This window comes from Rhizobacter sp. OV335, from assembly GCF_900142965.1.
GTDB lineage: Bacteria > Pseudomonadota > Gammaproteobacteria > Burkholderiales > Burkholderiaceae_C > Rhizobacter.
This window is the reverse complement of the sequence record NZ_FRCQ01000033.1, coordinates 75,417-87,202: the sequence shown is the minus strand read 5'-3', so window position 1 is coordinate 87,202 and position 11,786 is coordinate 75,417. Positions and strand designations below refer to the sequence as shown.

Here is an 11,786-nt window from a genome sequence, read left to right as displayed (position 1 = left end):
AGAACGAACCGTATGGTGTTGCATTCAGGCTCTTTGCTTTGGTTACTTTCATTTGAGCCCCAAATGAAAGTGACTCGCCCGCCGGGGCGAGACCCGGCAATGCCACGCAGTGAACAGAATCAACCCTTCGGCGGCGCCGTATCAATGAAACTCTGCCGAAGCGCCAGCTTCTCGTACAACTTCGACAAGTTGGGATAGCTGCTGCGCCAATCGATGTGCGCGAACCGGAAGTCGAGGTACCCCAGCGCGCAGCCGGTCGCGATATCGGCCAGCGTGAAATGCGTCCCCGAGCACCAGGCCTTGTCCCCCAGCCCCTGGCTCATCGCGGCCAGGCAGGCATGCACCTTGTCCATCTGCCGGCTGACCCAGGCCGCGCTGCGCTGGCCTTCGCTGCGGCCGGCCCAGGTCTGCTCCAGGCGGGCCAGGATCGCGGCGTCCTGCAGGCCGTCGCCCAGCGCCTCCCAGGTGCGCACCTCGGTGCGCTCACGGCCGGTCTCGGGGATCAGCTTGCCCACCGGCGAACGGGTGTCGATGTACTCGACGATCACGCGCGAGTCGAACACCGCCTCGCCGCCTTCCATCACCAGCACCGGCACCTTGCCCAGCGGGTTGGACTTCATGATCGCGTCGCGCGTCCACACGTCTTCCAGTTCGAATTGGTAGTCGAGCTTCTTTTCCGCCATCACGATGCGCACCTTGCGCACGTAGGGGCTTGCGAGCGAGCCGATGAGTTTCATGTGTGGGTGTCCCTGGAGTGAAATCGATTCTAGCGAAGGGTGCGCTCCCCGATGGCCCCGAACAGGGGAGTATGGCGGCGGCAAAGCGCGGTGTTAAAGTTTTCGCGAGGGAGAACGCCGCCCATCCACAGGGCACGGCGCACACGACATGACCACGCCACACGACGGATTCACCGCGCCCGACGGTGACCAGCCGGCCCAGAGCGCCAGCATCGACAGCGCCGGCCTGGACGGCGTCGTCTCGACGCTCGACGCCACGCTGCCACCAGCGACCATCTCCTCCGGCTTCGACAACAGCACGCTCAACGAGCGCCTGCCGATCCGCTTCACCGGCTCCGGCAGCGAATACTTCCGGATCTGGATCGTCAACCTGCTGCTGACGCTGGTCACGGCCGGGCTCTACTTCCCGTGGGCCAAGGTGCGGCGGCTGCGCTACTTCTACGGCAACACGCTGGTCGCCGGCCAGCCGCTGGGCTTCCACGGCGACCCGAAGAAGATGCTGCGCGGCTACCTGCTGGTCGCGCTGCTCGGCGGGCTGTATTCGGCGGCCGGCAGTTTCTCGCCGGTGGCCGGGCTGGTGGCCTTCGTGATCATCGCGCTGCTGTGGCCGGCGCTGTTCAAGTCGTCGCTGCAGTTCCGGCTCGCCAACACCAGCTGGCGCGGGCTGCGTTTCCGCTTCACCGGCAGCGTCGGCGGCGCCTACCGCGCACTGCTGCCGGTGTTCGCGCCCAGCGCGGTGCTGCTGGTGGTCCTGCTCGCGGTGCCCGACCCGACCCACCCGCCCGGCTGGTATGGCCCGGCCTTCGGCGCGGTGATGGGCATCACGCTGCTGGCGATGCCGCTGCTGCTGTGGAACCTGAAGAAATACCAGCACGACCACTATGCGTTCGCGCAGCTGCAGACCGAGCTGCGCGCCGGCCCCGGGGCGTTCTACGGGCTGTGCCTGAAGAGCTTCGGCGTCTGGATCCTGTCCGGCCTCGTCGTGGGCTTTGCGATGGCCGGCGGGTTCGCGCTGTTCGGTGACAGCTTGGGCGACTGGCTGCGCGGGCACGCAGGTGGACAGGGCGGGCGTGGCAGCGTCGCGATCATCATCTTCAGCGTCGTGCTGATCCTTGCGGTCTCGCTGCTGATGCAGGTCTTCGCCCGCCCGTACTTCACGTCGCGCTTCCAGAACCTGCTGTGGTCGCGCACCGGCAACAAGCACCTGCGCTTCAAGAGCGAGCTGCGCTTCGGGCCGCTGCTGCGCACGACGCTGCTGAACTGGCTGCTGATGGTCGTGACGCTCGGCCTGTACTGGCCGTTCGCGCGCGTCGCGCTGACGCGGCTGCGGCTCGAATCGGTCGGCATCGTCAGTCGCACCCACCTCGATGCGCTGGTCGCGCAGGCCGGCCACGAGGGCGATGCCGCCGGCGACGCGGCCGGTGATTTCTTCGGCATCGACGTCGGGCTGTGAACGCACCGTCCGGTCCCCCCGCCGCCCCCGCGCTCGAGGTCGATTTCTTCGACGGCCGCAGCGCGCGCAGCCACCGGGTGCGCATCCATGTGAGCGGCGAGCGGCTGCTGATCGCCGGCGACGGCATCGCGCGCAGCGTGCCGCTGGCCGAAGTGCAATGGCCGGAGCGCACCCGCCACGGCGCGCGCGTCGCGCACCTGAACGATGGCGGCGCGCTGCACTGCACCGAGGCCACCGCCTGGGACGCCTGGGCGCGGGCCAGCGGCCGCGGCGAGACGCTGGTCGTGAAGGCGCAGCAAAGCTGGCGCTGGGTCGGCGGCATCGTCGTCGCGCTGGTGCTGCTGCTGGCCGCCGGCTACCTGTGGGGCCTGCCGTGGGCCGCGCGCGCGGTCGTCGCGGTGCTGCCGCAGTCGGTCGACCGCGAGATCGGCAACGCCGCGATGAAGTCGGTGGATGGCCAGTTGGTGCAGGCCAGCGAACTGCCGCCGGCGCAGCAGGCGAAGCTGCGCGCCGCGTTCGAGCGCGCGGTGGCGCAGGCCTGGCCGCAGGGCGCGCCGCCGCACGAGCTGCTGTTCCGCCGCGGCAAGGACAAGTCGCTGGGCCCGAATGCGTTCGCGCTGCCCGGCGGCACGATGGTGCTGACCGACGAGCTGGTCGCGCTGGTCGATGGCGACGAGGCGGTGATCCTCGGCGTGCTCGGCCATGAGCTGGGCCATGTGCGGCACCGCCACGGGCTGCGCATGCTGGTGCAGGCGACCGCGCTGGGGGTGGTGACGAGCGTGGTGGTCGGCGACTTCAGCAGCCTGCTGGCCGGCGTGCCACTGGTGCTCGGGCAGGCCGGCTATGCGCGCGATGCCGAGCGCGAGGCCGATGCCGACAGCGTGCACCTGATGAAGGCCGCCGGCATCTCGCCCGACGCGATGGTGCGCTTCTTCGAGCAGATCGCCGACGAGCGCCGCAAGCGCTCGGACGGCGGCGAGCCGGGCTGGCTCGGCATCGCGATCGCGTCGCACCCGGCGGACGACGACCGGATCCGCTACTTCCGCGAAGCCGCGGGCCGCTAGAGAAAGTTCAGCGCTGCAGCGTCCAGTCGACGCTGGCCGACCGCCCCGGCAGCGACAGCGTAGCGGTGGCCGCCGGCGTCCGTGCGACGACCTGCCCGCCGCGCACCACCGCGAGCCGCGCCGCGCGCAGCCGGATCGCCTCGACCGGGTCGCGCGCCTGCAGCAGCACGAAATCGGCGCGCGCCCCCACGGCCAGGCCGTAGCCGTCGAGCCCGAGGATCTTCGCGCTGTTGACGGTGACCGCGTCGAAGCAGGCCCGCATCTGCGCCTGCGAGGTCATCTGCGCGACGTGCAGGCCCATCTGCGCGACCTCCAGCATGTCGGCGCTGCCGGACGAGTACCACGGGTCCATCACGCAGTCGTGGCCGAAGCCGACGTTGACGCCGGCCGCCATCAGCTCGGGCACGCGGGTCATGCCGCGGCGCTTCGGGTAGCTGTCGTGGCGGCCCTGCAGCGTGATGTTGATCAGCGGGTTGGCGACCGCATGCACCTGCGCCTCGGCGACCAGCGGCAGCAGCTTGCTGACGTAGTAGTTGTCCATCGAGTGCATCGAGGTCAGGTGCGAGCCGGTGACGCGGCCGTGCAGCCCGAGCCGCTGCGTGTGGAACGCGAGCGTCTCGATGTGGCGCGACAGCGGGTCGTCGCTCTCGTCGCAGTGCATGTCGACGTGCAGCCCGCGCTCGGCGGCCAGTTCGCACAGCAGGCGCACGCTCTCGGCGCCGTCGGCCATCGTGCGTTCGAAGTGCGGGATGCCGCCGACCACGTCGACGCCCCGATCGAGTGCGCGCTTGAGGTTCCCGAGCGCGGTCGGCGAACGCAGCACGCCGTCCTGCGGGAACGCGACGAGCTGCAGGTCGAGGTACGGCTTCACTTGCTGCTTGACGTGCAGCAGCGCGTCGACCGCGAGCAGCCGGTCGTCGCAGACGTCGACGTGCGAGCGCACGGCGAGCAGCCCCTTGGCCACTGCCCAGTCGCAGTACTGCAGCGCGCGCTCGACCAGCGCGTCTTGCGTCAGCAGCGGCTTCAGCTCGCCCCACAGCGCGATGCCTTCGAGCAGCGTGCCGCTCTGGTTGACGCGCGGCAGGCCGTGGCTGAGCGTGGCGTCCATGTGGAAATGGGCGTCGACGAAGGGCGGCGACAGCAGCCAGCCCTGGCCGTCGAGCAGCGTCGCGCCCTCGGGCAGCGGCAGCTGGGGGCCGATGGCCTCGATGCGGCCGTCGCGTGCGAGCACATCGTGGCCGCGGCGGCCGTCGGGCAGGGTGACGTTGCGAACGAAGAGCATCGGGTTCTCCATGGACATGACCTCGAAGGTCATGGACTGCAGGGGGTCAGGCGGCGAGCATGCAGCCATGTCCAACCGAAGGAGCATTCATGAATGATGCCAGCACCCTCAACCTCGTCCCGCTGGCCGTCGGCCACATGATCGGCCTCGGCGCCATCGGCTCCTGCCTGGGGGTCGGCGTGCTGGCCAGCAAGTACCTCGAAGCGTCGGCGCGCCAGCCCGAGCTGATGGAGCCGCTGCAGCAGAAGGTGTTCCTGCTGGTCGGCGTGCTCGACGGCGCGTTCATCATCGCGACCGGCATCGGCCTGTGGTTCGCGACCGCCAACCCGTTCAAGGGCTGAGCATTCAGCCGGCAGGCGGTTCGTAGCGCGCGGGCATCTCGACGCCCGGGCGCTCGTCGTCCCAGGCCATCGCGCTGATGCGCCAGCCGACCGGGGTCGAGACGAACTGCGTTGAGATGACGCCGCGCGCCGCGAAGGCCTGGCCGTTCAGCGTTCCGGCCTTCGCGTAGGTGCTCATCCGGTGCGCCACCTGGCCGAACACCTCGGTGATCTCGGCCAGCTCGGTTTCGCGGAACGCCGTCAGCTCGCCGGCCTCCACCGAGCGCTGGCGCGGCGCGATGAACTGCGCGACCGTCGTCACCTCGGGCGCCGGCCCGAGGTTGCGGATGAGCAGGCCGCCGTCGATGAACAGGTCGTGCAGCCGCTCGTAGGGCGGGCGCCCGCCCGGCTCGAAGGACACGGCGTCGAAGAAGGCCTGGGTCAGCGTGGCCAGCGCATCGTGCGTGGCCGCGGCGGTGGGTGCGGTCGTCATGGCGGCAGATTGTCGGCGCGCTGTCCGTTGTCCGTCCGGCGAGTGTCCGCGGACACGTCGGCGCCAGGGGCAATCCGCGCCAAGCCCTTGATTCAGCGGTACTTTCACCGGCAGCCCGCGCGGGCACGGGCGTTGCAATGAAGCAGCCCATGAACGCTGCGAACGACGCTCCCGTGATCCGCGACACCTCGGCCCAGGACCAGCCGCTGCCGAAGCGCCGGATGCGGGTCGGGCCATGGCTTGCGATCGGCGTGTCGCTCGCGGCCCTCGCGGCGGTGGCGGTGTCGACGCCGGCGCTGCGCCACGGCTGGTTGTCCGGCCCGTCGGTCTCGGCCTCGCGCCTGCTGGTCGCGACCGTGCAGCGCGGCCCGTTCGTGCGCGACATCGCGGCCGAAGGCAAGGTCGTGGCGGCCGTCAGCCCGACGCTGTATGCCGCCGGTGGCGGTGCCGCGACGCTGAAGGTGCATGCCGGCGACCGCGTCGCGCGCGGCCAGGTGCTGGCGCTGATCGACAGCCCCGAGCTGGCCGCGAAGCTCGCGCAGGAGCTGTCGAACGCCGATGCGATGAAGGCCGACGTGCTGCGCGCCGATGTCGACGCGCGGCAGCAGCGCGGCGCGTTGCAGGCGGCCTTCGACTCGGCGCGCATCGACCACAGCAGCGCGCAGAACGACCTGGCGCGCCAGCAGAAGGCGTTCGATGCGGGCGCGGTGTCGGGCATGCAGGTCGAGCATGCGCGCGACACGCTGCAGAAGGCGCGCATCGCGCTCGAGCATGCCGAGGCCGGCCTGAAGCTGAAGGACGACAGCCTGAAGTTCGACGTGCAGGCCAAGCAGCTCGCGCATGCACGCCAGCTGCTGATGGTGAAGGACCTGCAGCGCCAGGTCGAGAGCCTGACCGTGCGCTCGCCGGTCGAGGGCCAGGTCGGCCAACTGTTCATCGCCGAGCATGCGAACGTTGCGAAGGACGCGCAGCTGCTGTCGGTGATCGACCTGTCGGCGCTGGAGGTGCAGATGCAGGTGGCCGAGAGCTTCGCGCGCGACCTGGGCGTCGGCATGCCGGGCGAGATCAGCGGCAACGGCCACACCTGGCGCGCGGCGGTCAGCGCGGTGTCGCCCGAGGTCGTCAACAACGAGGTCGCGGCGCGGCTGCGCTTCAGCGGTGGCGCCACCGAGCAGCCGAGCCAGCTGCGCCAGAACCAGCGGCTGGCGGTGCGCGTGCTGCTCGACAAGCGCGACGACGTGCTCGCGGTGCAGCGCGGCAGCTTCATCGACGAGGCCGGTGGCGCGCACGCCTATGTGCTGCGCGACGGCGTGGCCGTCAAGACGCCGATCCGGGTCGGCGCGCGCAGCCTCGACAAGGTCGAGATCCTCGGCGGCCTGGCCGTCGGCGACCGGGTGGTGGTGTCCGGTGCCGAGCTGTTCCAGGGCGCCGAGCACGTTGCCGTCAGCCAGTGAATCTCCCCATCGAACACTGACATCGAAGGACTCCCATGCTCAAGATGACCGGCCTGTCCAAGGTCTACCGCACCGAGGTGATCGAGACCCATGCGTTGCGCGCGTTCAACCTGGAGGTGAAGGAGGGCGAGTTCGTCGCGGTGACCGGCCCGTCGGGCTCGGGCAAGACGACCTTCCTGACGATCGCCGGCTTGCTGGAGGCGTCGACCGGCGGCAGCTACCTGCTCGATGGCGTCGAGGTGGGTCAGCTGGACGACAACGCCCGTTCGCGCATTCGCAACGAGAAGATCGGTTTCATCTTCCAGGCCTTCAACCTGATCCCGGACCTGAACATCGCCGACAACGTCGAGGTGCCGCTGCGCTACCGCGGCATGAAGGCCGACGAGCGCCGTCGCCGCGTGCGCGACGCACTGGAGCGGGTCGGGCTGGCAGCACGCGAACGGCACTACCCGGCGGAGCTGTCGGGCGGACAGCAGCAGCGGGTTGCGATCGCGCGCGCGCTGGCCGGTAGCCCGCGCCTGCTGCTGGCCGACGAGCCGACCGGCAACCTCGACAGCCAGATGGCGCGCAGCGTGATGGCGCTGCTGGAGGAACTGCACCGCTCGGGCGCGACGATCGTGATGGTCACGCACGATCCGCAGTTGGCGGCGCGGGCGCAGCGCAACGTTCACGTTGTTGATGGACAGGTCGTGGATGTATCAGATGAGCTTCGGCTGTCTTCGGCTTCGGCTGGTGAGTTGGTGGGCTGACGTGGGTGCGAGCAAAGGCGCTCTGTGCGTGAGGGTGGAAGAGCCTGAACAGGCCCACGAAGCGTTCGAGCGCTTACGTGCTCAATCACCTGACCAATCTTTTCCCCTGAACAAGAGCGACTGGTGTTTCGCGGCGGTTGGGGAACTGGGCTGGGGGCGATTTCTGGGGCGACGGAGAAGATCGGCTTCGGGGGTGGCGCGCGCCAGCGCGCTTCGTAGACTGACTCATCGCCACTGTTTGACCACAACGAACGAAGTGAGTGGAGGGAGTTTGGCGATGCACCCACGGAGCCGAGCTTCTTCGTGCAGTCGGCCCGCCAGGGCCGACCGCCCCGGCATGAGCCCCCAGCCCAGTTCCCCAACCGCCGCGATGCGCCGCTGCATCGCAGTGATGTCGCTCGCCATCGCGCCATTGGCAGCCCAAGCCGACGACCTGCTGCAGATCTACCAGCAGGCCCGCCGCGCGGACCCGGTGCTGTCCGCCGCCGACGCCCAACGCGGCATCGCGAAGGAAGGCGTCGTCCAGGCCCGCGCACCGCTGCTGCCGCAAGCCTCGGCCGGCCTGTCATACGACCGCGCCCAGCCCACCAGCGACCCCGGCGAGCGCATCAACAGCCGTACCGCTTCGGTCACGTTGAACCAGGTGCTGGTCGACGTGGCCCGCCTGTCGCAACTGCATGTCGCGCAGTCGCAGGCCGATGCGCAGGACGAGCTGGTGCGCGCCGCCGAGCAGGCCTTGTGCGCCCGCGTCGCCCGCGCCTACTTCGACGTGCTGACCGCCGACGACGCGGTGCGCCAGGTCGAGGCCAATGAAGATGCGTTCCGCCAGCAGGTCGAGCAGTCCGACCAGCGCTTCCGCAACGGGCTGTCGGCGCAGGTCGATGTCGAGCAGGCGCGGGCCTATCACGCGGCTGCGCGCGCCGCCAGCATCGATGCCCGCGAGGCGCGTGACGATGCGCGCGAGGCGCTGTCCGAGATCACCGGCCAGCCCGCGCCGGCGCTGAACCGCTTGCAGGACGAACTGCCGATGGCGTTGCCGGCACCGGCCGATCCGCAGGCCTGGGTCGACGACGCGCTACGGCACAACCCGACGCTGTCTGCGCAGCGCCATGTCGTCGATGGGGCAGGGCAGGGCATCGCCGCCGCCCGCGCCGGCCACCTGCCGACGCTCAGCGCCAATCTCGGCGTCGGCCGTGCCGCGGCCTGGCCCACGCCGGCCAGCAACACCGACGGCCGCAACGTCGCGAGCATCGGCCTGATGCTCAACGTGCCGCTGTTCGCCGGCGGCGCCACGCAGTCGCAGCTGCGCCAGGCGTTCCACCAGCAGGATGCAGCGCGCGACGACTACGAACAGCGCCGCCGCCGCGTCGCGCGCGAGACGCTCGAGCAGTACCGCAGCGTCGCCGCCGGCATCGGCCGCATCGACGCCACCCGCACTGCGGTCGACTCGGCCGGCCGCGCGCTGGCCTCCACCCGCATCGGCCACGAACTCGGCACGCAGACGATGACTGACCTGCTGCTCGCGATCCAGACCCAGGCCTCGGCGCAGGCCTCGTACTCGCAGGCGCGCCACCAGTTCGTGCTGAGCCGGTTGCTGCTGCTGCAGGCGGCCGGCCGCATCGACGAGGCCGACCTGGCCGCCGTCAACACCTTGCTCAAATAGGAGAGCCCCACCATGTTCGGCTACCACCTCGACCTGGCGCTGCGCAGCTTCCGGCGCAGCCCCGCGCTGACTGCCCTGATGGTGCTCGCGATCGCGCTCGGCATCGGCGCCAGCATGACCACGCTGACGGTGTTCCACGTGCTGTCCGGCGACCCGATCCCCGGCAAGAGCGACCGGCTCTTCTACGTGCAGCTCGATGCCAATGAACGCGGCGGCTCGCCGCCCGGCTCCGAACCGCTCGAGCAGCTGACCCGCTTCGACGCCGAGGCCCTGCTGCGCGACAAGCGCGGCGAACGCCAGGTGATGATGACCGGCGGCTCGGTCGCGGTGCAGCCGGCGCAGACCGACCGGCCGCCGTTCTTCGCGAGCGCCCGCTACACCACCGCCGATTTCTTCTCGATGTTCGAGACGCCCTGGCGCTACGGCCACGGTTGGGAGGCGGCCGACGACGCAGCCGGCGCGCGCGTCGCGGTGATCTCCCACGAGCTGAACCAGAAGCTGTTCGACGGCGCCGACAGCACCGGCCGCATGCTGCGCGCCGGCGACCACGACCTGCGCATCGTCGGCGTGCTCGCGCCGTGGCGCCCGGTGCCGCACTACTACGACCTGTTCGCCGGGCGCTTCGCGAAGACCGAGCAGGTGTTCACGCCGTTTTCCACCGCGCTGCAGGCCCGGCTGCCGATCGCCGGCAGCCTGACCTGCTGGGGCAACCGCACCACGCCCGATCCGCGCGCCCTCAACGCGCCCTGCGCCTGGCTGCAGTACTGGGTGCAGATGCCGTCGGCGGCCGATGCGCCGGCCCTGCGCCAGTACCTCACCGACTACTCCGAGCAGCAGCGCGCGGCCGGCCGCTTCGAGCGGCCGACCAACGTGCGCCTGCGCAACGTCACCGAGCGCATGGATTTCAGGCACGTCGTGCCCGGCGACGTGCACCTGCAGCTGTGGCTCGCGTTCGGCTTCCTGCTGGTGTGCCTGACCAACACCGTCGGGCTGCTGCTCGCCAAGTGCATGCGCCGCGCACCGGAGATCGCGGTGCGGCGCGCGCTCGGCGCGACGCGGCGCGCGATCTTCGGGCAGTTCCTGGTCGAGGCCGGCAGCATCGGCATCGTCGGCGGCGTGCTCGGGCTCGGCCTCGCGCTGCTCGGGCTGTGGGGCGTGCGCCAGAACCCGGCCAGCTACGCCCAGCTCGCGTACCTCGACGCCCCGATGCTCGCGACCACGCTGGTGCTCGCGCTGGTGGCCAGTCTGGCCGCCGGGCTGCTGCCGGCGTGGCGCGCCTGCCAGGTGACGCCGGCGCTGCAACTCAAATCGCAATGAGCGCGCAAGAACCAAGGAGAACGTGATGATGGACATCCGACCGATCCTGTCGACGCTGCGCCGCCACAAGACCGCTGCCGCGCTGATCGTTCTGGAGGTCGCGCTGAGCTGCGCGATCGTCAGCAATGCGCTGTTCCTGATCAGCGAGCGGCTGGAGCGCATGCAGGCGCCCACCGGGCTGGCCGAGGCCGAGCTGCTGCACATCCGGCTCAACGACGTCGCCCGCCGCGACAACGCCGAGGCGCTGACGCGGCGCGACCTGGCCACGCTGCGCGCGCTGCCGGGCGTCAAGGCCGCCACCAGCGTGAACCACGTGCCGTTCGGCAACGGCTCGTCCGATGCCGGCGTCAACATCTCGCCCGACCAGCCGTCGCCGACCCTCAGCGCGGCGCTCTACCTGGTCGGCGAGAACGCGCTCGCGACGCTCGGCCTGAAGCTGGTCGAGGGCCGCGATTTCCTGCCGGAAGAAGTGCAGCCGGCCTCGGCGCTGGAGCGCGAGGAGCCGAAGGTGCCGGCGGTGATCGTCGACCGCGGCACCGCGGCGCGCCTGTTCCCGGAAGGCAGCGCGATCGGCCGCTCGCTGTACGTGTTCGGGTCGTCGCCTATGCGGGTGGTCGGCGTGGTCGAGCACATGTCGATCCCGCAGCCGAACGGTCCGCGCGGCGCGTACCTGACGCTGCTGCCGGTGCAGCCGGTCTACAACGACGGCAACTACCTGGTGCGCGTCGCCGACGCGGCGCAGCGCGACCGGCTGCTGAAGGACGCGGTCGCCGCATTGCAGGCGGTGGACAGCCAGCGCATCGTGATGGAGCGCGAGACCTTCGACGACATGCGCCACGAGTACTACCGCCAGGACCGCTGGATGGCCGCGCTGCTGGTGGCGGTGTGCATCGCGCTGCTGGTGGTCACCGCGTTCGGCATCGTCGGGCTGGCCAGCTTCTGGGTGCAGCAGCGCACGCGGATGATCGGCGTGCGGCGCGCGCTCGGCGCGTCGCGGGTGCAGATCCTGCGCTACTTCCAGACCGAGAACTTCCTGCTGACGACGATGGGCATCGTGCTCGGCATGACGGCCGCGTACGGCATCAACCGGTTGCTGATGAGCCTGTACGAGCTGCCGCAGCTGCCCTGGGTGTGCCTGCCGATCGGCGCGGTGACGCTGTGGGTGCTCGGCCAGGTCGCGGTGCTCGGCCCGGCGCGCCGCGCTGCCGCGCTGCCGCCGGTGGTGGTCATGCGGGGCGCCTAGTAAGCTCGCGC

11 protein-coding genes are annotated in these 11,786 nt (G+C 70.4%); 8 read left to right on the top strand and 3 right to left on the bottom strand.

What is annotated here, in order from left to right; translation table 11 throughout:
• Positions 1-119: 119 nt before the first annotated feature.
• Entirely contained in the window at positions 120-737 is a 618-nt protein-coding gene (locus BUE42_RS26805) for a glutathione S-transferase N-terminal domain-containing protein (RefSeq protein ID WP_073468337.1), read from the bottom strand.
• 148 nt (positions 738-885) lie between these two features.
• Between BUE42_RS26805 and BUE42_RS26800 the strand changes: the two genes are divergently transcribed.
• Both BUE42_RS26800 and BUE42_RS26795 read left to right on the top strand, forming a co-directional pair.
• Entirely contained in the window at positions 886-2,190 is a 1,305-nt protein-coding gene (locus BUE42_RS26800; RefSeq protein WP_083614613.1) for a YjgN family protein, read from the top strand.
• On the top strand, positions 2,187-3,254 hold the full coding sequence (locus tag BUE42_RS26795) for a M48 family metallopeptidase (protein ID WP_073468336.1): 1,068 nt from the start codon (positions 2,187-2,189) through the stop codon (positions 3,252-3,254). The genes BUE42_RS26800 and BUE42_RS26795 overlap by 4 nt, the downstream gene beginning before the upstream one ends.
• 7 nt (positions 3,255-3,261) lie before the next feature.
• On the opposite strand, the gene BUE42_RS26790 is transcribed toward BUE42_RS26795, so the two are convergent.
• Positions 3,262-4,569, bottom strand: coding sequence for an amidohydrolase family protein (locus tag BUE42_RS26790; protein ID WP_369823007.1), 1,308 nt, complete (start codon positions 4,567-4,569; stop codon positions 3,262-3,264).
• Between the two features lie 56 nt (positions 4,570-4,625).
• Between BUE42_RS26790 and atpE the strand changes: the two genes are divergently transcribed.
• On the top strand, positions 4,626-4,877 hold the full coding sequence (atpE, locus tag BUE42_RS26785; RefSeq protein WP_073468335.1) for a F0F1 ATP synthase subunit C: 252 nt from the start codon (positions 4,626-4,628) through the stop codon (positions 4,875-4,877).
• A gap of 4 nt (positions 4,878-4,881) precedes the next feature.
• On the opposite strand, the gene BUE42_RS26780 is transcribed toward atpE, so the two are convergent.
• A complete protein-coding gene (locus BUE42_RS26780) occupies positions 4,882-5,349 on the bottom strand; it encodes a hypothetical protein (RefSeq protein ID WP_073468334.1) in 468 nt (155 codons plus the stop codon).
• 149 nt (positions 5,350-5,498) lie between these two features.
• Here BUE42_RS26780 and BUE42_RS26775 point away from each other — a divergent pair, with 149 nt between their 5' ends.
• The 5 genes from BUE42_RS26775 (at position 5,499) to BUE42_RS26755 (ending at position 11,775) form a co-directional block, all read left to right on the top strand.
• Positions 5,499-6,803, top strand: coding sequence for an efflux RND transporter periplasmic adaptor subunit (locus BUE42_RS26775; RefSeq protein WP_200799037.1), 1,305 nt, complete (start codon positions 5,499-5,501; stop codon positions 6,801-6,803).
• 35 nt (positions 6,804-6,838) lie between these two features.
• Positions 6,839-7,552 (top strand): ABC transporter ATP-binding protein, encoded by a 714-nt coding sequence (locus BUE42_RS26770; protein ID WP_073468333.1) that lies wholly within the window; start codon positions 6,839-6,841, stop codon positions 7,550-7,552.
• Between the two features lie 391 nt (positions 7,553-7,943).
• A complete protein-coding gene (locus BUE42_RS26765) occupies positions 7,944-9,215 on the top strand; it encodes a TolC family outer membrane protein (RefSeq protein WP_200799036.1) in 1,272 nt (423 codons plus the stop codon).
• Between the two features lie 12 nt (positions 9,216-9,227).
• A complete protein-coding gene (locus BUE42_RS26760; protein WP_073468331.1) occupies positions 9,228-10,532 on the top strand; it encodes an ABC transporter permease in 1,305 nt (434 codons plus the stop codon).
• A gap of 25 nt (positions 10,533-10,557) precedes the next feature.
• Positions 10,558-11,775: an ABC transporter permease gene (locus tag BUE42_RS26755; RefSeq protein WP_200799035.1), complete on the top strand. Its 1,218-nt coding sequence runs from the start codon at positions 10,558-10,560 to the stop codon at positions 11,773-11,775.
• Positions 11,776-11,786 lie beyond the last annotated feature (11 nt).

What these genes read in the sequence shown, in the direction of transcription:
- BUE42_RS26805 (WP_073468337.1), bottom strand. Translation starts at nt 737, where the DNA reads ATGAAACTCATCGGCTCGCTCGCAAGCCCCTACGTGCGCAAGGTGCGC.
- BUE42_RS26800 (WP_083614613.1), top strand. Translation starts at nt 886, where the DNA reads ATGACCACGCCACACGACGGATTCACCGCGCCCGACGGTGACCAGCCG.
- BUE42_RS26790 (WP_369823007.1), bottom strand. Translation starts at nt 4,569, where the DNA reads ATGACCTTCGAGGTCATGTCCATGGAGAACCCGATGCTCTTCGTTCGC.
- atpE (WP_073468335.1), top strand. Translation starts at nt 4,626, where the DNA reads ATGAATGATGCCAGCACCCTCAACCTCGTCCCGCTGGCCGTCGGCCAC.
- BUE42_RS26780 (WP_073468334.1), bottom strand. Translation starts at nt 5,349, where the DNA reads ATGACGACCGCACCCACCGCCGCGGCCACGCACGATGCGCTGGCCACG.
- BUE42_RS26775 (WP_200799037.1), top strand. Translation starts at nt 5,499, where the DNA reads ATGAACGCTGCGAACGACGCTCCCGTGATCCGCGACACCTCGGCCCAG.
- BUE42_RS26770 (WP_073468333.1), top strand. Translation starts at nt 6,839, where the DNA reads ATGCTCAAGATGACCGGCCTGTCCAAGGTCTACCGCACCGAGGTGATC.
- BUE42_RS26765 (WP_200799036.1), top strand. Translation starts at nt 7,944, where the DNA reads ATGTCGCTCGCCATCGCGCCATTGGCAGCCCAAGCCGACGACCTGCTG.
- BUE42_RS26760 (WP_073468331.1), top strand. Translation starts at nt 9,228, where the DNA reads ATGTTCGGCTACCACCTCGACCTGGCGCTGCGCAGCTTCCGGCGCAGC.
- BUE42_RS26755 (WP_200799035.1), top strand. Translation starts at nt 10,558, where the DNA reads ATGATGGACATCCGACCGATCCTGTCGACGCTGCGCCGCCACAAGACC.